The sequence below is a fragment of the Clostridia bacterium genome (assembly GCA_016887505.1).
Lineage (GTDB): Bacteria > Bacillota > TC1 > TC1 > UBA5767 > UBA5767.
The window spans coordinates 1,527,061-1,550,946 of sequence record CP069393.1 but is presented as its reverse complement, the minus strand read 5'-3'; the positions used below and the strand labels follow the sequence as shown (position 1 = coordinate 1,550,946).

14 protein-coding genes and 3 pseudogenes are annotated in these 23,886 nt (G+C 38.3%); 14 read left to right on the top strand and 3 right to left on the bottom strand.

The genetic code is table 11. The features are described 5' to 3' along the window. Positions 1–4 precede the first annotated feature (4 nt). The 10 genes and pseudogenes from JR334_07380 to JR334_07335 all read left to right on the top strand — a co-directional run bounded on the left by JR334_07380 (position 5) and on the right by JR334_07335 (position 11,663). A pseudogene (locus JR334_07380) lies at positions 5–653 on the top strand (IS6 family transposase). A gap of 282 nt (positions 654–935) precedes the next feature. Then, the gene (locus JR334_07375) at positions 936–1,532 is read left to right on the top strand and encodes a type IV toxin-antitoxin system AbiEi family antitoxin domain-containing protein (protein ID QRN84805.1); all 597 of its coding nucleotides are present in this window, start codon (positions 936–938) and stop codon (positions 1,530–1,532) included. Next, the gene (locus JR334_07370; GenBank protein QRN84804.1) at positions 1,532–2,428 is read left to right on the top strand and encodes a nucleotidyl transferase AbiEii/AbiGii toxin family protein; all 897 of its coding nucleotides are present in this window, start codon (positions 1,532–1,534) and stop codon (positions 2,426–2,428) included. Before JR334_07375 ends, JR334_07370 begins: the two co-directional genes overlap by 1 nt. A 177-nt stretch (positions 2,429–2,605) precedes the next feature. Continuing rightward, positions 2,606–3,312, top strand: a pseudogene (locus tag JR334_07365) (IS6 family transposase). A 199-nt stretch (positions 3,313–3,511) separates the two neighbouring features. After that, entirely contained in the window at positions 3,512–5,356 is a 1,845-nt protein-coding gene (locus JR334_07360) for a putative Ig domain-containing protein (protein QRN84803.1), read from the top strand. 35 nt (positions 5,357–5,391) lie between these two features. Continuing rightward, a complete protein-coding gene (locus JR334_07355; GenBank protein QRN84802.1) occupies positions 5,392–6,774 on the top strand; it encodes a hypothetical protein in 1,383 nt (460 codons plus the stop codon). 331 nt (positions 6,775–7,105) lie between these two features. Then, complete coding sequence (locus tag JR334_07350; GenBank protein ID QRN84801.1) at positions 7,106–8,161, top strand: Fic family protein; 1,056 nt, start codon at positions 7,106–7,108, stop codon at positions 8,159–8,161. Between the two features lie 250 nt (positions 8,162–8,411). Then, a pseudogene (locus JR334_07345) lies at positions 8,412–9,100 on the top strand (IS6 family transposase). Between the two features lie 275 nt (positions 9,101–9,375). Next, positions 9,376–10,644, top strand: coding sequence for an OFA family MFS transporter (locus JR334_07340; GenBank protein QRN84800.1), 1,269 nt, complete (start codon positions 9,376–9,378; stop codon positions 10,642–10,644). A gap of 605 nt (positions 10,645–11,249) precedes the next feature. After that, complete coding sequence (locus tag JR334_07335; protein ID QRN84799.1) at positions 11,250–11,663, top strand: VOC family protein; 414 nt, start codon at positions 11,250–11,252, stop codon at positions 11,661–11,663. A 664-nt stretch (positions 11,664–12,327) separates the two neighbouring features. Here the strand turns inward: JR334_07335 and JR334_07330 are convergent. From JR334_07330 to JR334_07320, 3 genes are read right to left on the bottom strand one after another with little or no spacing between them, the layout of a single operon-like run. Continuing rightward, positions 12,328–13,542, bottom strand: coding sequence for an IS256 family transposase (locus JR334_07330; protein QRN84798.1), 1,215 nt, complete (start codon positions 13,540–13,542; stop codon positions 12,328–12,330). Positions 13,543–13,583: 41 nt separating this feature from the next. Then, complete coding sequence (locus JR334_07325) at positions 13,584–14,462, bottom strand: IS3 family transposase (protein QRN84797.1); 879 nt, start codon at positions 14,460–14,462, stop codon at positions 13,584–13,586. Further along, positions 14,459–15,163 carry a transposase gene (locus JR334_07320; protein ID QRN84796.1) on the bottom strand — a complete coding sequence of 235 codons (705 nt, stop codon included), beginning with the start codon at positions 15,161–15,163 and terminating at the stop codon, positions 14,459–14,461. The genes JR334_07325 and JR334_07320 overlap by 4 nt, the downstream gene beginning before the upstream one ends. A 194-nt stretch (positions 15,164–15,357) precedes the next feature. On the opposite strand from JR334_07320, the gene JR334_07315 reads away from it, so the two are divergent. From JR334_07315 to JR334_07300, 4 genes are all read left to right on the top strand, one after another. Continuing rightward, complete coding sequence (locus JR334_07315; GenBank protein ID QRN86883.1) at positions 15,358–16,773, top strand: LuxR family transcriptional regulator; 1,416 nt, start codon at positions 15,358–15,360, stop codon at positions 16,771–16,773. Between the two features lie 176 nt (positions 16,774–16,949). Next, positions 16,950–17,477, top strand: a complete 528-nt coding sequence (locus JR334_07310) for a hypothetical protein (protein ID QRN84795.1) — start codon at positions 16,950–16,952, stop codon at positions 17,475–17,477. A 66-nt stretch (positions 17,478–17,543) separates the two neighbouring features. Beyond that, positions 17,544–21,410 carry an S-layer homology domain-containing protein gene (locus tag JR334_07305; protein QRN84794.1) on the top strand — a complete coding sequence of 1,289 codons (3,867 nt, stop codon included), beginning with the start codon at positions 17,544–17,546 and terminating at the stop codon, positions 21,408–21,410. A gap of 613 nt (positions 21,411–22,023) precedes the next feature. Further along, positions 22,024–23,628, top strand: a complete 1,605-nt coding sequence (locus JR334_07300; protein ID QRN84793.1) for an ATP-binding cassette domain-containing protein — start codon at positions 22,024–22,026, stop codon at positions 23,626–23,628. Positions 23,629–23,886 lie beyond the last annotated feature (258 nt).

Sequence of the window (23,886 nt, the reverse complement as noted above, 5' to 3'; positions counted from 1 at the left end):
ATAAATGGGGGTAAGTTGCATGTTCAAAGGCAAGCAATATCGGAAAGAAATAATACTATTGACGGTTAGATGGTATTTGAAGTATCCATTGAGTTATCGAAATATAGCAGAAATGATGGAAGAACGTAGACTTACAGTTAGGCACACAACCATAATGCGATGGGTGCATCCGTATGGACCAATAATAAATGAAAAGATTAGGAAGCATTTGAAGAAAACAAATGATAGTTGGAGAACTGACGAGACATATATTAAGGTAAAAGGCGAATGGCGTTATCTCTACAGAGCAGTAGATTCTACTGGAACTACAATAGGTTTCTACTTTAGTGCGAAGCGTGATCATAAAGCTCTAAAGAAAGTTCTTCGTTCATCGAAAAAGCATTATCTACTCCACATAACAGCAATCCAAGGGTCATTAATGTGGATAAGAATCCGGCATACTCTTTTGCATTTCCAAAGTTAGTCAAGGAACAGAGTCTCAAGAAGGAAACCAAGTTCAGGCAGAGTAAATATATGAACAATATAATCGAACAGGATCATCGCCATATTAAATGGTTGTACAAAACAATGTCTGGATTTAAAGATTTATGAAAGCTTCTAGTACCTTAGCTGGTATTGAAGCAATGAATATGATTCGAAAAGGACAGGTTGAAGGTATCCATGGATTTTACAAGCAATCTTTGCACCAGAACCGGGTCCTAGTGAGTAGCGAAGGCTATGATTACAGCCAATACACAACTCTTGAAGATTAGCGCAAACCTATGTCTAGAGGAGAATTTGGTGATTTTACCAGGTGTAATGAAACAGAGGATAGCGGTTTGTTTTTGTTGGAGCATTTCAGGCGCGTATAGATGCGTTGATAATTAGTTTGAAGGATGATATAATGCACCTAAATACCCGCATCAAAATTCCAATGCGGATAAAGAGGTGCAAGCATGATTGAAAAACATGAAATAATAGAGGAATTTGAAAAACATGGGGGCGTACTGAAAACATCAGAACTGAAAGAACTGGGTCTAAGTAGCCGACAAATTAAGAAGCTTTTTGAAGAAGGAGAAATATCAAAAATAAAGTATGGTTACTATGAACTCACTGATGAAGTGAACCCAGAGGAAATAATACTCGCAAAACTTTTCCCCGAAGCGGTAATATTTCTTGAAAGTGCACTCTTGCATTATAACTATACAGACAGAATTCCAACGGCTTGGCAAATAGCAGTGGATAGAGATAGTGAAAAAAGCCGGTATATGATCGAGTACCCTCTTGTAAAACCATACTACCAGGAGCCAAAATTCCTTAGTATTGGTGTTTCAACATTTGAAGTAAATGGTGTTGAAGTAAAAATTTTTGATAGGGATCGCACCATGTGTGACATTATGCGCTATGAAAAGAAACTCGAAAAAGAAGTTTTTACCAATGCGGTGATGAGATACATCAAGGACCCACAAAAGAACATCAGGCGACTATTTGAGTATGCTGAAATATTTAATATCACGAAAAAGATTCAATCTCAGATAGGGAAGTGGCTATAATGAATTATTCAAGCGCATCCATATTGGTAAGGCTAAAGAATAAAGCGAAAGCAGAAGGTATTGCTTTTCAGCAACTGCTAAATTTGTTTTTTCAGGAAGAATTTATTAGAAGGTTGGCTCAGAGTCATTATCGAGAACAACTCATTTTAAAGGGAGGATATCTCTTATATTCAATTAGTGACTTCACAACAAGACCTACGGTTGATGCTGACTATTTACTTAAAAATCATTCTAATGAACTGGGTTCAGTAGAAGAATTAGTTGGCTCCATCATTGCTACGAAGAGTAATAATGAATTCATGGAAATTGAAATAAGAAGCGTTGAAACGATTAGTGAAATGAAAGAGTATCAAGGTATTCGTGTAAATCTAATAGGGCGTCTGGGCAAAACAAAGACGCCATTTAGTGTTGATTTTGGTGTTGGAGATACAATTGCTCCATCACCACGCACAAGAACACTCCCTGTTTTGCTAGAGGGGTTTGAAAGACCAACCATTCTAACCTATTCTTTAGAATCAACGATATCGGAAAAGCTTGATGCCATTGTTCGATTCATGGAATCTACGGGACGCATGAAAGATTTTTATGATATATATTACCTTGCGACTTCCTTTGAATTCGAAGGCCGAAAAGTTCAAGAAGCAATATATGAGACCTTCTCAAATAGAGGAACACCAATTGAGAAAGATTCAGTTCAAGTCATCGAGAGACTGATCACGAATGATGCAATTATAAATAGATGGGATATATTTTGTAAGAAGGTATTGAAATACAAATTAAACCTGGATGGAGTCATTAAATTGATTATCTCTTTTCTCGACCCGCCCTTTCAAGCGATGATTATTGAAGAGGAATTCATGAAGAATTGGAACTCAACACATAGGCAATACAAATAAGAAGAGAAAAATAGAGAAATGCACTTAATTACCCGCACTTATAGATAAAGGAGGATAATTAAGTGCATTTTTAGTACGGTAAAATTGATAAATACCTTGCTAATATGTGACTTTAGATTGATGTATAGAGGCTCTGGTGCAAAATTTAGCAATATACGATAAACTGGCTCCTAATAAATGGGGGTAAGTTGCATGTTCAAAGGCAAGCAATATCGGAAAGAAATAATACTATTGACGGTTAGATGGTATTTCAAGTATCCATTGAGTTATCGAAATATAAATGATGGAAGAAGGTGGACTTACAGTTAGGCACACAACTATAATGCGATGGGTACATCAATACGGACCAATAATAAATAAGATGATTAGGAAGCCTTTGAAGAAAACAAAGGATAGTTGGAGAACTGACGAGACATATATTAAGGTAAAAGGCGAATGGCGTTATCTCTACAGAGCAGTTGATTCTACTGGAACTACAATAGATTTCTACTTTAGTGCGAAGCGTAATCATAAAGCTCTAAAGAAGTTCTTCGTTCATCGAAAAAGCATTATCTACTCCACATAACAGCAATCCAAGGGTCATTAATGTTGATAAGAATCCGGCATACTCTTTTGCATTTCCAAAATTCGTCAAGGAACAGAGTCTCAAGAAGGAAACTAAGTTTAGCCAGAGTAAATACATGAACAATATAATCGAACAGGATCATCGCCATATTAAAAGGTTGTACAAAACAATGTCTGGATTTAAAGACTTTAAGAAAGCTTCCAGTACCTTAGCTGGTATTGAAGCAATGAATATGATTCGAACAGGACAGGTTGAAGGTGTTGATTCTGTCCTGCTAGAGATGAATTTTGTAAGTGTATTAATGACCGAAGCAATATAAAAACTGAATAATAGGGAGAAATTTTACTAAACAGTGATGCGGTGGATAGTGTAAGCAATCTTTACACCAGAACCCTAATTAACAACTACGTGTTGATAATACATTTTGTGTGGTACAATTAAATTAACATTTAATGTATAAAAGTTACTTTAATTGCAGTCTTAATAAATCTATCCATCAATCCTAGGAGGTATATTTCATGAAAAGAACTAGTTTTAAAGTGGGGAGCCTAATACTTGCATTGGTTTTGGTCGTAGCCCTTTCTTTGCCAATTACAGGTGTAATGGCAATAGAAACAACGAATACAAGTATCATATATGTTTCGTTAAGCGGTAATAATGCTACTGGTGATGGTACAGAAGATAATCCTTACCAAACAATAGAAAAAGGTATTGAAGCTGTCGGCAATGGTGGGGGCGATACAGTACATATTGGTGAAGGGACATATAGAAATACACCTTTAATCATATCAAATAATATAACAATCACGCTAATAGGAGAAGGATATGATAAAACGATAATTGATGGAGGCAATAAGAATAGAGTAATTACAATTGAGAATGGATGTGATGTTCGAATCAAAAATCTCACCATTCAAAATGGTCAAGCTCCAAATGGTAGCGATGGTGTCGACAGTTTGGGTACAGATGGAGGCGCCGGTGGGTTTGGAGGAGGAATACACAACGCAGGAACACTAGTGGTAACTGGTTGTGCGATAAAGAATAATAGTGCAGGTAATGGCGGCAATGGTGGTGTTGGTGTAGGAAGTTTTGATCACCCTAGCGCTCCGACTCCTATAGATAGTGGAGATGGTGGTGTGGGTGGCTCTGGTGGAGGCATATACAGTACCGGCTCACTAATAGTAACAGGCAGTATAATTGAGAATAACTATCCGGGTGATGGTGGTGCTGGAGCGGAACAAGCTGGAGGGGGGCCTGATTCATGGCCAGGTGATGCTGGCATTAATGGTGTTAGTGGTACTGGAGGAGGAATTCAGAGCGCTAGTTCTTTAGAAATATCAATTAGGGGTTGTTGTATTTTGGACAATGGAGACGACAATGAATTATACGCCGAGGCTGGAAATATGGTCGCAAAGGATAATTGGTGGGGATCGAACATAGGACCAGATGGGGTAGTTGGGAATAACATTGACGCTTCAACATGGCTTGTATTGACTGTGGAAGCTTCAGAAAATCCAACATCACTTCATAGTAGTACTTTCATAAATGCAGGATTTACAATGAACAATCTCGGTCAGAGAATGATTGATGATTCTCTGCCAACGGGAAAGATAGTTGCATATAGTACCAATCTTGGTAGCGTGGAAGGAATGGCTCCTACTGTGAATGGATTGGCGAAAGCAACTTTTACAAGCGCTGAAACGGGGATAGCAACAATCTCAGTAACTGTTGATAGTGAAACAGCTTCAACAGAAGTGACAATAAAACCAACTGGTATACAAGGAGTAATTCCTACGGGTGTTGTTGGCAAATCCTTTATAGCGATATTTACTGGAATTGGAGGAACTGAACCTTATTCATGGACTGCAATAGGACTTCCTGATGGATTAACTATGAATCCAGGAACTGGCGAAATCTCAGGAACCCCATTACAGGCTGGAACGTATGCAATACAAGTTCAATTGGATGCGAATGTAGGTGAATTGGTTTCTCGTGGATACGAGATAAGCATAATAGAGGAAAGTGGTAACGGAGCATATCTTATCACGCCAGTAGATGATGATACGTATATAACAGGCATTTCAGACGGACTGATACCGACAATGACAGTGAATCAGGGATTCTCAGGGTTTACATATTTCTCAGTACAGATTGAGACACTTAAGGGACATTCTGGTAATGAAGTATGTGTATTTGTTCATATAAGAGATAATCAGCAAATTGGGATGAGTTTTATGAAAGCAGATTTAGAAACAGTAAATAGTGTGGGAGCTGCCTTCAATGTTCGTACAGGGGATGCAGTCAAAGCCTATATAGTTGACAATTTGAGTAATAGTCCAGCTTCTAATCCTATTGTATTGTAGATAGTTTAGACTGTGTAAGGATAGGAGTGAATGGAATGTTTAGAAAAATTAGTATTACAACAGTTAGTCGAATCCTAATATCAAGTTTAATCATTGTTGGATCATTGTGCTTGCTAATCAGTGCACCCGCCGAAGCGTGGGCTGCAGATGTCAATTTAAGCTTAAATCCCAGTCGTGGTTATGTGGGAGATAGCATAGCTGCATCAGGTACAGCTGATGCCCAGGTGTGGGTAACCATAAAAATTCTGGATTCTGAAGGTAATATCGTTTATTTTAACCCTACGATGGCTGATGCGGACGGGAACTATATTATTACTTTTAGAATACCTGATGTTTCCCCTGGGGATCTTCAGGTTGTGGCAGGATATGGTACGAGTGTTGCTAATGAGAATTTGACGGTCAAAAGAAGTTCAAGATCATCCGGAGAGGATGATCTTAGTGATGGTAAAACTTCAGATGATTTGGCTTTAGAAAAAGCACTTGAAAATCAAGAAGAGGTAAGGCTTGATCTAAGCAATAGCAAAGAGCAAAAATCCCAATTATCACCAGCATCTATCGAAAAGCTAATAAATAGTGGCAAAGCTCTAAACATAGAATTGTTAGGGATGAAGCTTGGATTTAAAGCAGGCTCTCTTAATGTAAAAGAAGTAGAGGGGGCCAAAGAAACAGAAGACGCCTTAGCAGAATTAGGCGCCAAGGAAGTTTCGGCAGATAAAGAGGCCGAATTTTTAGATGGAGGCCAGTTGGGGCAAAGTATGGGTCTTATTGAAATTGGTGGCAAATTCTTTGAATTGATCGCACAAATCCAAATTCCTAACGCAGATGGAAGCTTTCGTACAGAAAGAATAGAAGAATTTATGGAACCCGTGGAAGTAACCATGGACCTATCCTATTTAGGAGATTTGACACCAGAAGGAATCGATAGGCTAACAGGTGTGCGTTTTGATAAAAATGAAGACGGAAGTATTCAACCTGTACTATTAGGTGGGACATATGATCCTGTTAATAAAACCTTTACCTTTACAACTGAAAAATTCAGTTACTTTGAAGTGATGATGAACAATGAGTTGATACAAATAAAATTAAGCATAGATAAACAAGAGATAACGGTAAACGGGCAAATCAAGCGAGTGGATACACCCCCGGTGCTGATTGATAGTCGCACCATGGTACCTCTGAGATTTATAGGAGAAAACTTAGGTGCAGAAATTGCTTGGCAAGAAGAAACGAAAACGGTGGTCATTCAGCAGGATGGGAAAGTAATAGAATTGGTTATTGGACAGACTGGAACGGAGATCGATGTTCCTGCAACAATTATTAATGATAGAACGATGGTACCTATTAGGTATGTTTCAGAGAATTTGGGTGCAGATGTTACTTGGTTCCCTTCGACCAAGAGTGTGGAGATAGTAAAGTAGAAAGAAATGTTGAATTGTAAAATGAACTTGAACTAGTAAAAAACCATAGTGAATCTAACTGCAATATAATCATTTTCCACGAATAATTTTAATATGGATAGATGCATACTATGGATACTCACATTAACGCATCACGCAAGAAATAATAAACACTGAGGCTTGTTCCGCATGATTGAAACTATTTATATACAAAATACAAGCATAATAGTGCAGAATAATTTGGAAAAAAGAGAACGGAACTGTGGTTCTGCCTGAACTACGTTGGCTTCTGCATAATTGAATGCTACAATTGTGCAGAACCGATAAACTTTAGGCAGAAAGGAGTTTTGTTATGCATAAATTTAATTATGCGACAATGCCTAACGAACTAATGAATCATGAGTTGATGAACTTAGTATCTGCAATTCATGAATATAAAGGGAAACAGGAACTGTTTATCGAAGCTAAGCCGGATACACTTGAGGCGATGCTTGAAATTGCAAAGATTCAGAGTACAGGTGCTTCAAATAGGATAGAAGGGATATATACATCTGATGAGCGGCTGGATGCATTGGTTAAGTCCAAAGCAGAGCCTCGGAATAGAGCTGAAAGAGAAATTGCAGGTTACCGTGAGGTTTTGAGTTTAATTCATGAAAACTATGATTATATGGTTCCGCATTCAAATGTGATCTTGCAGTTGCATAAGGAATTGTATCATTTTAGTCCATCTGCAAGCGGCGGTAGATTTAAGAATTCAGATAGTATTATTGTAGAAATAGATTCAAACGGTGAAAGCAAGGCTCGCTTCCAGCCTTTAAGCGCAGTCGAAACGCCAGAGGCAGTAGATAGGTTAACTGAAAACTTTACTGAGGCAATCAATGCTGAAAAGTATGATCCTTTGCTCCTAATTCCTATGTATATATTGGACTTTCTTTGCATCCATCCTTTTAATGATGGAAACGGAAGAATGAGCCGCTTATTAACTCTGCTTACTTTATATCGATCAGGATACATTGTTGGTAAGTATCTGAGTATTGAGATGATAATTGAAAAGACTAAGGAAAGCTACTATGAGGCCTTGCTTGATAGTTCAGCAGGTTGGCACGAAGGAAAGAATTCGTATTTACCATTTGTTAAATATTACCTTGAAGTCATACTAAGCGCCTATAAAGAGTTTTCGCACCGGATTGAGTTGATGCAAGACCGAAGCCTCTCGAAGCCAGAACGGATTAGAAAGCTATTCGACGGTTCGCTTCAAAAATTATCGAAACGCATGATACTTGATAGGTGCTCGGACATTAGTCAATCGACGACTGAGGCAACCCTAGCAACTTTATTGAAGGAAGGATACATAATTAAGATTGGGGCCGGCAAAAATACTGCATATATTCGTAATACAGAACAATAGATAAAGCCTATAGCAGAAGCATCTTCTTATAAGAGGGTGCTTTTTTATGCTCAAAATCAAGATGAATTTTATGAGAATACCTTTATTATCTAGGATATTTCAGCCGGCTGCTTCTCCCAAGAACAGCTTTTTAGATAGCACATATACTTTTTTCTTCGGAATAACATCCAGTGGCAAAATTATTGGTTCTGATGCATACCCTTATACATATATAATAAATTCGCTCTTAATAATAAAAAGTGGGAGTGAGGTGTATATTCTGGTCAAGCAATATCAGAAAGAAATAATACTATTGACGGTTAGATGGTATTTGAAGTATCCGTTGAGTTATCGAAATATAGCAGAAATGATGGAAAAAGGTGGACTTACAGTTAGGCACACACCCTAATGCGGTGGGTACATCAATACGGACCAATAATAAATAAGATGATTAGGAAGCCTTTAAAGAAAAAAATGATAGTAGTAGAACTGACGAGACATATATTAAGGTAAAAGGCGAATGGCGTTATCTCTACAGAGCAGTTGATTCTACTGGAACTACAATAGATTTCTACTTTAGTGCGAAGCGTGATCATAAAGCTGCAAAGCAGTTCTTTGGAAAGGCATTATCTTCTCTACATAACAGTAATCCAAGGGTCATTAATGTTGATAAGAATCAGGCATACTCTTTTGCATTTCCCAAGTTCGTTAAGGAACAGAGTCTCAAGAAGGAAACTAAGCTTAGGCAGAGTAATATATGAACAATATAATCGAGCAGGATCATCGCCATATTAAAAGGTTGTACAAAACAATGTCTGGATTTAAAGATTTATGAAAGCTTCCAGTACCTTAGCTGGTATTGAAGCAATGAATATGATTCGAAAAGGACAGGTTGAAGGGATCGATACTGTCCTGTTAGAGATAAATTTTGTAAATGAATCAATGGCCAAAGCCATATGAAAACTGAACAGAAGTAGTCAATATTACTAAGCAAATGATGTTGTGGATTTTATAAGCAATCTTTGCACCAAAATTATATATTTTAACAAAAAATTGTTTAATGTAATAAATAGACAAGTGCTTTCGACCAGTATTTTACACCTATTGAAAGGGTTTGTAGGTAGTAAAATTGAATCATAGTAGAAATGAGTAATTTAAAGACGTTTGGAATTGAAATGCTACGCTAGTGATGTTAGAATCAGGAATTCGTCAATCTGATGATGAGAGGAAATATCGTGAAGCTATTTCAAGGGGAAAGCATGAACCCAACGGCAATCAATATGGAACATGAAAAGCACAGGCGGTGGACGATTCTATTAGGGGGATTTCTACTTTCTCTAATGGGTGGGATGAGTTACGCTTGGGGTTCTTTCGTTGTTCCCTTGGTAATGAACTGGGGATGGACTGCGACACAGGCCGTTCTTCCATTTACAGTATTGATTGTTGTTTTCGCGATAACAATGATTCCAGCTGGATGGATTCAAGATAAGATTGGACCAAGAAAGGTAGCAACATGGGGTGCGGTGCTGTTTTTTGTTGGCTATATTTTATCGGGGTTTCTACGATGGATTCCCTATCCTGGCTGGTTAGTCTTTTCATATGGATTTATTGTAGGTATTGCCTGTGGACTTACATATTCATGCATCGCTCCTACTGCCCGCAAATGGTATCCTGATCGTCCTGGTTTTGCTGTGTCAACTGGGGTTATGGGATTTGGGCTTGCCGCAGTGGTGTTTTCACCGTTTCAACGATTGATGATTAACAGCATAGGAGTAGATGGAACTTTTCAAGTATTTTCGGTTTTTGTAGCAGCAGTAGCTCTCATAGGTGCTCGGATTATGAAAAATCCGCCAAAAGGATATCATATTTCTAGCCTAAGTGAATCGACAAAAAACGAGAAGACGGAACCAATCAAAGTTGTTGAAGATGTCTCTCCTGATAGGTTCATTAGAACACCTGAATTCTATCTCTTATGGTTAGCATTGGCTATGGTAATTGGTGGGGGGTTAACTGCTATCGGTCTTATTCCTGCTTATGGAGAGATTGAGCTGAAGCTAGCACCAGCTGTAGCAGCTACAGCAATATCTGCTTATGCATTAACAAATGGTTTTGGGAGACCAATAGTTGGTTATTTGTCCGATCGTATCGGAGTAATACGTATTATGACAGTTGTTTACATTGTACAGGCAATTGTGTTTCTTTTGCTACCTTGGGTTGCAGTGAACTTCGGATTACTTGTATTATGCTCCTTGCTTTTGGGGGTAGGATATGCCACAACATTTGCACTGTTTCCAGTACTTGTGTCATCAGGTTTTGGTACAAAGTATTTAGGTTTGAATTATGGCCTTGTATTTAGTGCCTTCGCCATAGGGGCTCTAACCAGTTTGATTGGCTCCAAACTATTGGATATTACTCAGTCATTTACACCTGCATTTCTCCTTGCGGGATCCACAACAGTTGTAGGCTTAATTCTATTACGTATATTGAGAAGAAGGCTAGAATGATTAATAGCTACGTGTCAGACTCGCGATACCGGGAAAATATATTTAGTAAATCCTAGTTTTAGAATAAAAACGTGTAGAGCTGCTTATCTTTTGAGTTTTTCATCTTTAAATTCCTGTAGAATTGTAATCATCTCTTTCTTTTTATGTCTAATTCGGGGACAGATAAGTTTATTAAAAGGTTCAATCACAACATTGATTTGTTAAATAGTATCAGACCATTGTGATAGGTGTATTTCAGTATTCTGGTGTTATCGAAATATCTAGCCGTTAACGAGTTATTCGCATCTTCCCAAATGGGGCCTCAGTTATATCTTATTTATTTGCTTTAATAATGGAAAATGATAAGAAATAACAGACCGGCCGCAAGTACTTTGATATGAATCTCTACTACCGAACATTAACCAATCTAATGAGATACATCTGAAACTGCCGGCTCCTAGTTCATATTACCAAGTAAATTTATATAGAAAATGGGTTATGACTGATACCTGGTAAATTTAAGTCCGTTTCTAGTCACTGATTTTGATATCCCGCTTTCTTGTATTTTTCCCTATGATGCAGTAGTAGTATAATGAAAACAGAGATATTTTGAGGGGAGAAAGATTATGACAGTAGGTGCGTATGTTAAGTTTAATGGTAATTGCCGCGAGGCACTGAATTATTATGCCAACCTGTTCAAAACAGAACCCGATATTATGTCATTCGCTGAAATGCCACCAGACCCAAAGTTTCCCATTCCCGAGGAGATGAAAGACCTAGTAATGCATGGGAGCTTCTCTGCTTACGGCAGTCTCATCATGGTGTCGGATGCTATGCCAGGCCAAGAGCATACCATAGGAGACAATATTAGTTTAATCGTAACGTGGCATGATCCCAAAGAATTAAAGCGTGTATTTGAGATTTTGAGCAAGGATGGTACAGTGCTTATGCCTCTTGAGAAAACCTTCTGGTCGGTACTCTTTGGAATCGTTCGAGACCAATTTGGCATCGAATGGCAATTCGACTATGACGCCGAGTAACTTCACAAAAAAATGTACTAAACAAATTGAAGTGCACCATAAATGTGGGAGGATAGGCCAACATTTGAGGTGCACTTTTAGTACGACTTAATTTAGAGAAGAACTAAGGAGTGAAGTGGCGATGGAGTGAATAGGTGAGTGCAGTGTAAGGATACCTGAAACCGAACAATCTATATTGATGAGAGGTGATAGTATCATATGAACTCGAAAACTACACATGCCAACAATATATACAGTAAGAATTTTGTTTGCAGATGCAGACCTAGGGTAGTTTCTAATCACATGCTTAGATGAGAACGTAGATGTAGGGATTGTGGGGGAGAGGGGGCAGCATAAATAAATGATTTTACCAATGTTAATCTTTCCAGATATGTGTAACCATGGGGCGATAGCAAAGGGGAACCAAATTATTCGATGCATACAGTTAAGCGTAACTTAGTATTGCCAAATTATTTCAAAATATAAGTCTTTAGATAGATGTAAACTCAAATATTGATACAATGAAAATCTCTTTGGACCTGAACTGGTTCGTGTCAAGTAGACAGTTAATTAAATCAAAATTTATGCTGAGAGTGCTTGGTCCCGATATTCTATCGGAGTCGAGTCTGTCAAGAAATTGGTGTAAACTTCCTTAAAGATTTTTCTTAACTCAATTCGTGGAAGGTCAAATACGTCCCTCGAAGTGAATTGCTAGCTGATTAATAATTTTACCCCAGTCCCGAGTCCTCATAGTCCATTTCTTGGTTATATCAATCATTGCCAGATACAGCATTTTCAACAGGGCATCATCGGTTGGAAACACACTCTTGGATTTCGTGACTTTGCGTAGCTGGCGGTTAAAGCTTTCGATGGCGTTTGTTGTGTATATCATCCTTCTGATTTCAGCCGGATACTCGAACATTGTTGCTACTTCATCCCAGTTGTCTTTCCAAGGTTTTACCGCGATATAATACTTCTCGCCCCACTTGTCTTCTAAATCTTGTAGAGCGTTCAAAGCGGAATCTTCGTTGATTGCTTTGTAGATTGGTTTAAGATCATTGACGAATGCTTTACGGTCCTTCCAGGACAGGTATTTCGTTGAATTGCGAATCATATGAACGATGCACCGCTGAATTCTGGTGTCTGGATAAACAGCCTGTATTGCTTCTTTAAAGCCATTCAGTCCATCGATAGACACTATCAGCACATCCTTAACACCACGATGCTGCAAATCAGTTAACACTTTAAGCCAAAATTTACTGGTCTCATTTTCTCCGACCCACATACCTACAACGTCCTTTTTACCGTCCAAATCAATACCTAGTATGATGTAGACTGCTTTGTTGACTATCTTTCCATCCTGACGGACTTTGTAGTGGATGGCATCCATGATTAGGTGGGCATAAACCTCTTGTAGTGGGCGTTGCTGCCATTCCTTTATTACAGGTAATATTTTCTCAGTAATCTGTGAAATCATGGTTGGTGATACATCAATTCCGTAAAGGTTATGTAGATGATCCTGAATGTCTCTGACAGTCATCCCTTTGGCATACATGCTTATGACCTGGTCATCAATACTTGAAACATCACGTTGGTTTTTCTTAATGATTACAGGTTCAAAATCCCCATTACGGTCTCTAGGTATGTCAATTTCCATTTCTCCATAATCGGAACGAACCTTTTTAGAACGAATGCCGTTACGGCTGTTTGTAGTATCCTTGTTCTTATAGTCATACTTGCTATATCCGAGTTCATGATCCAGTTCAGCTTCCAGCATTTCTTGCATGATGTCTTTGAATTGTGCTTTTAGTAGGGACTGGATGTCTTTGACATCCTTAAGCTCGCCTTCTTTCATGAGTTCGCGGATCAGTTGTTTGTCGATGAGTTTTTTCTGGGCCATTATAGTGTTCCTCCTTGAAGATAGATTTAGTTTATACAATCTCAGGAGTTTACACCAATTATTTTACACCCTCTCGGAGTCAAGCACTTCAGTCGTTTCTGAAACCTTTTATCATTGTAGAACGTTATGTAATTCTTGACTTTATGAATCAAATCTTCCATGGAACTGAATTTCTTTCCATAAAATATCTCTGTTTTTAATGTACCGAAGAAGCCCTCCATTGGACCATTATCAATACACTTACCAATGCGCGACATGCTTTGCTGCATATTGGCGTCATCAATCTTGCTTCTGAAATTATTGTTGGTATATTGAAACCCCCTGTCGCTATGAAATATTGGCTTAGCTTCTGGATTATTTAATACCGCTCTATCAAACATCTTGAATACCAGTTGATTGTTGTTTTTGAAAGACAGTTCATACTCCACTATGCTGTTATCATAAAGATCCATTATTGGACTGAGATATAGCTTTTTGCCATCACCAGGAATCGAGAATTCTGTGACATCCGTCAGCCATTTCTCATTAGGCTTTTCTGACGCGAAGTCTCTGGCGAGAATGTTCTCTTTGACGTAATCAGGTTTGACTCTTTTGCGGTTGACTTTCTTTCTCCGGATCCTTGCAGTAATTCCAAGATACGACATCAGACGATGAATATATCCTTCCGAATAGGATGTCTGATTAAGCCTATTGATAAACATTGTCATACGTCTATAACCCAATATGCCGTCGTAGGTAGCATGATATTCTAGAATAAGTGTACAGAGTAGTTCATCCTGCTTTTCCTTTTCGGGTTTGACTCTGTTCTTATGCTTATAGTAAGCGCTTCTAGCTATACCAAGCTCTTCACAGATTGTCCTTACTGGGTAGTCCAGCTCATGATAATAATCCACTGTAAGGTAACTTGGTTCTTGTCTCACTTTCGAGAGCGAAGCTTCTTTTCGATTTCCTCTTTTTTTTTAAGAAGCTCGAGTCTGAATTCCGCCTTTTTCCTCAGTGCTTTTTCTCGCTCCAACTCATATTTCAGTTTCTCAGTCTCACTCATGCTACTTTCATCCAATTTACTTTTAGGCTTAGGTCCACGTTTCTTATGCTCAAGTCCACTCACACCATCTTTCAGATACTTCTGGACCCAACTGTAGACAAGAGAGTATTTGACTGCATATATGCTGGCAGCTTCCTTATAGTTCATGTCATTGTCAATAACCCATTTGACGATTACCAATCTCTCTTCAAATGTTGTTTTCTTGGATATCATGGTGTAGACCTCCGGTTTGGGTAAATAATCTTTTTGTTCTACACTATTATAATGCTTTTTCATCCACCGACGTATTGTCCAAGTAGAAATTTTATATTTGGCACCTAAATCAGCTAATGAATATTCACCTGAACAGTACAAATTGACAATCGATTGCTTGAACTCCTTAGAATAGGACTGGTTTGCAGGAGAATGATTGAATGCTTCTTCTCCGTGTTCATTATATCGAAGATACCATTCGCGTACGACCGACGGATCTGTGCCGATGCTGTCTGCAATGCTACTAAAGCTACCTTTGTCGCTGTTATAATCTTGGCATGCCTTAATTTTTTCCTCTTTGCTGTACTTGCATATTCTTCCCATATAAAAACCTCCAAAGTAGATTTGTCTAATTTTGATTAATTAGGCTGTCTACTTTGGAGGCATCATATCAACCCAAAGGGATTTTTGTATCACAGGAATTACGGTTTATATAAGCCATATGGGTTTGAATTTTTCCATAGTATTTAATATACTGAGACTGAAATTCTAAGTCGGCAATGAAAAGAGTAATACTAATGGCATATACTAATTTAAAAAAATCTCACTTGAATAAGCAGCACAACCTGTCGATAATCGTATTTTCGTTGTTTTCTGCCTGGGTATTGTCATTTCCTTTCGAAGGACAAGTTTTACATACTTTGGTAGAGCAATACTCAATGGATTCTAGCAAGATGATTCTAGGAGCAATTACAGCTCATATGCTGGGCCTTTTTTCTTGTGGGTTCTTTATACTCAATATAGCAGCTGCAAAGAAAGTGATCTTATATTCTACCTTTATTTGCATAGTTGGAAGCATTGCTTTTTTCTTTCCTCTTATGAATCTTCTCCCGTTTTTACTTTGGGTGCTTTCCTTTGTGGCGGGCTGGTTTGTAGCTGCGTGGGGGTATTTTTTTAAAAACGCAACCCCTTCAGGAAAACGAATTAAAACTGCGGCGGATGTATTGATTTATTCTAATATTTTAATGATAATTGTTAATGCAACGTCTGTATTACTTTCTGCATATTTCGGACTTGCACTATCCATTACCATTCTATTAGGGGCTATATATTTTGCCTCTAAACTAGACTGTAGTATAATGAACAACGGCCCAGCCTGTCCTATCGCACAATATGAATTTCCATCAAAACCGCTTTTTTTCCTTTGCTTGTTCATTTCTGTTATCACCATTAATTCAGGCCTTATGTATCAGGTAATAAATCCTGCCTTTGCATATCTCGAAATGCTTGTAAGCTGGTATTGGGCAGTACCCTATATTACAGCGATTCTTATTATCCGCAATCTTCCAGAAAAAGCAAACCGAAACTATTTATTGTTTGTCGGTATTTCCATGATTGGGCTAGCTTTCCTATTCTTTATGATGCTTGATAGATTACCAATTAGTTATTTAATTGTTGATACATTGATGCTTGGAGCCTGCGGGATATTTGATCTTTTTTGGTGGAGCATACTTGGTGAAATGCTAGAATTAAACCGTAATCCAGCAAAAATATTTGGTATCGGACTGTCAGCCAATGTACTGGGCGTTCTAATCGGAGGTTTAATTGGTTATGGCATTTATAGAATGGATCCCAATACATCGAATCCTACAATCATTGCTTTGGCTGTCGTTTTTATTGTATTAATTTTATTACCCCTTCTAAACGACAATTTATCCAAAATATTGTCAGATCATGCGTATTTAACAAAGCTTACTGTTATGCCAAAACCAGAGCGGGGGAATCAATTTATCAGCATTTTTGAGAGATACGAACTCACAGGGCGCGAAAGAGAGATTGTTCTTCTGCTTTTAAAAGGACGAACCTACAAAATGATTGCTAGTGAACTTTTTCTTAGTGAAAACACAATCAAAACACATTTGAAAAATGTCTATTCAAAATTGCAAGTAAAAAATAAATCGGAATTGATTAATTTGTTTTATTCAGGAATCTAGAAATTTTGTTAATCTAATAATTGAGACGATTTATATAAAATCCCCGTAACCTTTTAAGGTTACGGGGATTTTATATAAATATCACCCGTTTAGGGTGAGGGGGCTTTCACCTAAATGCGATATAGTAAACTATCTAGCAAAAACCATTATGTATTCTATGTAAAGGAGATATGTTGTTGAATAGAATCACGACTAGGATAAAATATATTGCAGCATCTGGCAGTATGACCATTCTAATTGCTTTGTTCTGTATAAATTCGTATGACATGACTATATATCCCACTAGAATTTGGCTGGTTTCTATATTCTTTATTTTATTGTCAATGGGTCTTTTGGGTTTTCTAATCCACGAAATACTAAAGCTCAGAATTGCAAGGATGATTGTTGAGAATAATATTATTCATATCCAGGCTGCAACATCAGAATCCACAAACGGACAAGAAGAAACTATTCCAACAGTATACCTAGAAATGTTCATTTCCTGCTTTGGCGTGCTTCTTGATTCGAAAATAATTAAATTTAACATAAATAATATTAAGCTGAAAGGAGTGAACATAGGCAAGGAATATATCATGCTTTCTTATGGAATAGATAATAATACAAAAAGAATAAAAATTATCCATTCAGCTTTAAGTAAAGAAGAGATAAATCATATTGCAGAAATATTTTGCTATGAGACTGGCATAACGCCCACTATAGAGTGAAATCCAATGATACTTGATGGAAGCAAAGAGCTGCATTTTTCAATTAGTATGATAAGGAGGATATATATGAAAATAATTATTAGAAAAATTCTATCATTGATGCTAACGGTATTTTTATTATTTGGCTTCGTGCCGACAACACTGGCTGTTACAGATAGCAATGTCTGCGAGATTGGTGAAATTGGTTACTTAAGCCTTAATGAAGCGCTTGCTGCAGCATCAGACTCTGAGACTACTACCATAAAGATTCTACAAGACATCAGTCTAAGCACAGGAATTATTATTACGAAGGATATAATTATCGATCTGAATGATAATAATATTGCCATTTCAGTTGCCACAGGCAAAGCTCTTCAGGCGGATGGTGGAAGTCTTAATCTTATGGGAAATGGTGAACTAAATATCTCGTCATCTGCTGCAGATTCTTGTGTCTATGCTAATAATGGGGGGACAATCGAGGTCACCAGCGTTACCCATGCAAAAAACAGTAGCGGTTACAGCATTTATGCCGAAAATTCCGGGTCTGTGATCACGGTTGCAGGTGATGTTTTTGGCGATGCCCCTGCTTATGCTTACGATAGTGGTGTTATCGTCATTCAAGGAAACGTAAGTGGTCTATATGGAATAAGCGCATCTCGTAATGGTTCAATTACTGTCGATGGAGATGTTACTTCCACAACAACAAATACGAGTACATATGCTGTCAATGCATCTTATGGCGCAAACGTGACGGTAAATGGTACTGTAAAGGGTTCCGCTGGTGCTTTATCTACAGGATATACCACCACAAGAAGCAGTGTCATGATAGGCGGTGATGTTATCGCCTTATATGGTATTGGGGTTAATGTTAATGTTAGCGACATGACTGTTCTAGGTGATGTTTTTTCATATAATTCATATGGGACATATGTCGACAGTTATTGGCAATATGACACAGCCTCTTTAAGCGTTGGAGGCAATGTTTTTGGCTATCAAATGGGCGTTTATGCGGCTTCTTCAACAGGAAGTTTTTCTACGGTTCAAGTTGGCGGAAATGTAGCGGCCTCTTCCGATAGCGGAAGTGGTGTATATGCCACGAATAACAGCAAAGTAACGATTGACGGGGGAATCGCAACAGTACCAGCTCCCGATGCTACGTATATCTACTTGTATACCAACGGTTCAAAAGTAAAAAAAACCCCCGATGATTATGAATCCACCTCATCAAAAGAAGGCTATACGGAATATAAAGCAAACAGCGCATATGTGTGGGCAAAGACGCTCACGCTCCCCAATATATGTGAGATCACTGAAACTCAAACGGCATACCCCCTTTTAGCCTCAGCAATATATGAGGGTGATGCACAGACCATAAAGCTTTTTGGAGACTTGGATTACTATTATCCAGTTTCCATCGTTAACAAAGATATTACTATTGACCTTGATGGTCAAAGCCTCACTTTCCGCCCTACACGATCAGACTTGACTGTTGAACAAGGTTCTCTCAATTATATAAACGGAGAAGAACTGAACGTCGTTTGCTACCCCAGTGAAATGTCTTTAGGCGTACATTCTGAAGATTCAGAAATAAGAGTCAATAATGTTGAGGGGCCGGTTGAAGTTGCTACATCACAGGATACTAATAGCAGCAGCCTTACCATCATGGGTGACCTCGAGGTATCCAGCGATATGGTGTCTGCACGAGCCAATGCAAACGGCGATATTAAAATATATGGTGATTATACAGCAATACAGGGTCCAATGGTTTTTGAAGGCACAATAACTGTAGATGGTGCTATGAGCATTCAAACTGAAGATCGATTTGTATATATTGGTTCTTCAAACAACTGGATAACAGTCAGCCAGTTTACCGTTCCCACTACCAAGGATGGTTATACTACTTACACAGGCACTGGAGGTACATTATGGGTCAAGGATTCAAACATTGCTCCATCGCTCGTCGCTGGCGAGGTTACCCGCACAAGTGACGAAGATGCAACGGTTAAATTTACTTCAGATAAAGCAGGGGACTACTTCTTTGATGTCGTCGATAGTGGAGATGACGAACCTGCAATTGACACAACTGTTGCCGGTAGTTCTTGCGACACGTTAGAACAAACAATTGCCTTAGATTCCCTTACACCAGGAGCAAAAGATATTTATATTGTGGTGAAGGATTCTGCCAATAATATCAGCGATATGTTAAAAATTATGATCCCCGAATACATTGCACTGCAACCGGGCACAATTCAATTTATCTCAAGCAGTTGGGAAGTTGAAGAAGGGTATAGCGGTTCAGGGAAAGTAGAGCGTATTGGAGGTACCAACGGAATTGTCACAGTTGATTATTACACAACGAACGGAACTGCGATAGCTGGCACGAATTACATGGCGACTAGTGGTACCTTAACATGGGCAGATGGGGAAAATGGTGAAAAATCGTTTCCTTGCACAATTTATGGTGACAATATATATAACGGATATCTTGATTTCACCTATACTCTGTATAATCCCACGGGGGGCGCCACATTAGGTACGCAGAAATTGCTACCCATCACAATCAGTGACGACGAAAACCCACCGATACCAACAGGCCTCAAAGCAACAGCTGGTAACGGAAAGGTAACACTAACATGGGATAGCGTAAACAGCGCATTTTACAAACTGTATTACTCCACAAGCTCTGGTGTGTTTTCAGATGAAAATAGTATAGTTGTATATGATAAGACGACCACTACAATAGACAAACTGCAAAATCGTACAACCTATTATTTCGCAATAAAAGCCGGACATAGCTCCTATAGCAGCCCCTTGTCGGATGAAGTGACAGCAATACCCTTCTCAAGCAGAACATCAAGTGCGACCGAAAATGAAGGTAAGTCAATAAGAGTAATCACATACGACGGCGGCACATCTGTGAACGGAATTTTAACAATTACGAATAATGGAGTTCAAGTCGATATTGCCGGAGATGATTTTGGTAAGATGGGAGAAACAAACCAAACCGTCATCATTAATGCTGGAAAAGCAATTGTCTCCTTTGATAAAGATGCCACAGACTATATTTGTAGCAAGGCAGAATCAAGTAAGATAAGACTCATAATATCCGAAGTGGCTCCATCGACACTTTCAGACAAGGCTCAAGTGTTAATCGGCGACCGACCTGTATATGACTTTACCTTAATGGCTGGAGAAGCCCAAATTTCAGCATTGCACGGTTTTGCAAATATCAGGATTCCCTACACCCTAAAGTTGAATGAAAATGCGGAGGCGCTAATCGTTTACTATATTAACGACCATGGTTCACTGTCCCATACCAGAGGAGTATATAATAGGGAGACAGGTACAGTTGACCTCACCGTGCGACATTTTTCCCGATATGCTATTAGCTACAATGAAGTGAGTTTTGATGACGTAACGGATGGTGCATGGTATTTTGATCCAGTTACATTCTGTGCCGCACGTGGAATTACTGTAGGCACCGGAAATCATTTATTCAATGCCAACAATACGTTAACACGAGGACAGTTCATTGTGATGTTAATGCATGCTTACGATATTGAAGTTAACGAAGACCTAACGGATAATTTTGATGATGCGGGAGACACATATTATACTAGTTTTCTAGCGACAGCAAAACAACTCGGGATATCCAAGGGCATTGGTGACAATTTGTATGCACCCAATGCGGAGATAACAAGGCAGGATATGTTCACGCTCCTTTATAACGCACTACAAGTGTTAGATGAACTACCAGCAGAAAAATCTGGAGGTGTTCTTGAAAACTTCAGCGATGCGGGAACGATTGCAGACTATGCAAAAGATCCAATACAGACTTTCGTCGCGGCGGGTATCGTATCAGGTAATGAAGGGAAATTGACTCCTACTAATAGCGCAACACGTGCACAGATGGCGCAAGTACTCTACAATCTACTTTCTGACTTTAGTAACTAAAGTAAAATTGAAGGGATTCTGTCGCATCTGTGACCTAAGCAAGGTAAAAACACATTGAAAGAAAGCCTCCTGTCAAAAGGCAACATTGCGACAGGAGGCTTTATCTGGTTCAGGTTTAAACGTTATCCATATATGAAAACTTGCCCTTAAATAGGAATGGTGAGTTGTATGTTTAAGGTAAACAATATCAGAAAGCAATAATACTATTGCTGGTTCGATGGTATTTGAAGTATCCATTTAGTTATCGAAATATAGTAGAATGATGGAATTACAGTTGGACAGACAACTATTATGGGATGAGTACATCAGTATGGATCAATAATAAACAAAATGATAAGGTATAAAATTTGAGTCTTTAGACCCTAGTATTGATACAACGAAAACTCTTTATTTTAAAGGTTTTTTTGCATTCAAGGGGATAGGTATTTGACTGATTGAATACACATTTTTATCGAAACCGTAAAATGAGTTATTGGCTCATTATCATTATACGTACTTATTCTAGGCTGCTATGAGCTTATTAAGAAATATCTACCAGGAAATAGATTATATGCTTGCCATGTGCTATACTTCTAAAGTTACGTTAAAAATAGTAAAAAAAGGCGGCTTATAATTGATTAGTACAAATAATATTAGCTTAAGATACGGCGGACGTAAATTGTTTGAAGATGTAAACATAAAATTTACGCACGGAAACTGTTATGGCTTAATCGGACCCAATGGAGTAGGAAAATCCACATTTTTGAAAATACTTTCCGGAGAAATTGAAGCAAGCACAGGTGTGGTCAACATAACTGCTGGCGAAAGACTTGCAGTCTTAAAGCAGGATCACTATGAATTTGATGAGCACGTAGTTTTGGAAACAGTCATAATGGGACACGTAAGGCTTTTTGAAATTATGAAGGAAAAAGATGCTATTTATACAAAAACAGATTTTTCGGAAGAAGATGGCATTAAAGCAGCAGAATTAGAAGCTGAATTCGACGAACTAAACGGTTGGGAAGCAGAACCTGAAGCTGCTTCACTTCTAACCGGGTTAGGTATAGAGGAATGCTTGCATCAAAAGCTCATGAAAGAATTAAATGGGGATGAAAAGGTTAAGGTTTTACTGGCTCAGGCCCTATTTGGCAAACCACAAATCTTACTTTTAGATGAGCCAACCAACCATCTAGACGAGGAGGCTATTTCTTGGCTAGAAAACTTTCTACTGGATTTTGAAAATACGGTAATCGTTGTTTCACACGATAGGTATTTTCTCAATAAGGTATGTACACATATCGCAGACCTGGATTTCGGTAAAATTAAAATACATGTTGGCAACTATGATTTTTGGTATCATTCAAGTCAGTTATCGCTCCAAATTCAGCGTGATGAAAACAAGAAAGCTGAAGAGAAGAGAAAAGCCCTGCAGGATTTCATAGACCGTTTCAGCGCCAATGCTTCCAAATCAAAGCAAGCTACCTCCCGTAAAAAACTACTGGAGAAGATAACCATGGAAGACATCGAGCCTTCCTCAAGAAAGTATCCCTATATAAAATTTAAGCCTGAGAGGGAAGCCGGCAATGAACTTTTAACCGTTGAAGGTCTGACTAAAACCATAGATGGCAATACACTTTTAGACAATATCAGTTTTGTAATTGATAAAGGCGATAAGGTTGCACTTGTCGGGTCTAATGAACAAGCAAAGACCGCGCTATTCAAGATTTTAATGGGTGAACTTGTCCAAGATAGTGGTGAATTTAAATGGGGTGTTACAACATCTCAAGCTTACTTTCCTAAGGACAACACAGCTTTCTTTAACAAGGTAGAGTTAAATCTAATCGATTGGCTACGCCAGTTTTCTGCGGAAAAAGCAGAAAACTTCATAAGAGGCTATTTGGGTAGTATGTTGTTTTCTGGGGAAGAATCTTTAAAAAAGGCCAATGTTCTGTCTGGTGGGGAAAGAGTTCGTTGTATGCTCTCCAAGATGATGTTAAGTAATGCAAATTTTCTCTTATTAGATGAACCGACCAACCACCTAGATCTTGAGTCCATCACATCACTCAATGATGGACTGATCAACTTCACTGGAACAATAATTTTTTCATCCCATGACCATGAATTTGTACAAACCATCGCAAACCGGATCATAGAAATCACGTCAGATGGCATAATAGATAAAAAAATGACATACGATGAATACCTGGAGTATCAATCCACTTCTGTGGTGAAAATGTAAAGTCAAATAAGCGCTTGTTTTGTAAAGGAGTCGAATTCGACTCCTTTACGTTTTCATTCCGACTTGTTCACAGTATAGTAACCACAAAAATCCAATTCGCTGTTAATCTCCTCTTAATACAGCAAAAATACCCTCCGACTCAGCCTGAAGCTACGAATAAGAAATCATCTTGTACACTCTTATATTTGTATTTAAGTCTTTGGTTTTAGCAAGTAATCTTTGCATTAGAAGCATCTTCGAAATTATTGAATCTGGATT

Excerpts from the sequence above, each read along its gene's own strand:
- JR334_07360 (QRN84803.1), top strand. The coding sequence starts at position 3,512 with ATGAAAAGAACTAGTTTTAAAGTGGGGAGCCTAATACTTGCATTGGTT.
- JR334_07355 (QRN84802.1), top strand. The coding sequence starts at position 5,392 with ATGTTTAGAAAAATTAGTATTACAACAGTTAGTCGAATCCTAATATCA.
- JR334_07375 (QRN84805.1), top strand. The coding sequence starts at position 936 with ATGATTGAAAAACATGAAATAATAGAGGAATTTGAAAAACATGGGGGC.
- JR334_07320 (QRN84796.1), bottom strand. The coding sequence starts at position 15,163 with ATGGGAAGAATATGCAAGTACAGCAAAGAGGAAAAAATTAAGGCATGC.
- JR334_07335 (QRN84799.1), top strand. The coding sequence starts at position 11,250 with ATGACAGTAGGTGCGTATGTTAAGTTTAATGGTAATTGCCGCGAGGCA.
- JR334_07350 (QRN84801.1), top strand. The coding sequence starts at position 7,106 with ATGCATAAATTTAATTATGCGACAATGCCTAACGAACTAATGAATCAT.
- JR334_07305 (QRN84794.1), top strand. The coding sequence starts at position 17,544 with ATGAAAATAATTATTAGAAAAATTCTATCATTGATGCTAACGGTATTT.
- JR334_07330 (QRN84798.1), bottom strand. The coding sequence starts at position 13,542 with ATGGCCCAGAAAAAACTCATCGACAAACAACTGATCCGCGAACTCATG.
- JR334_07370 (QRN84804.1), top strand. The coding sequence starts at position 1,532 with ATGAATTATTCAAGCGCATCCATATTGGTAAGGCTAAAGAATAAAGCG.
- JR334_07315 (QRN86883.1), top strand. The coding sequence starts at position 15,358 with ATGGCATATACTAATTTAAAAAAATCTCACTTGAATAAGCAGCACAAC.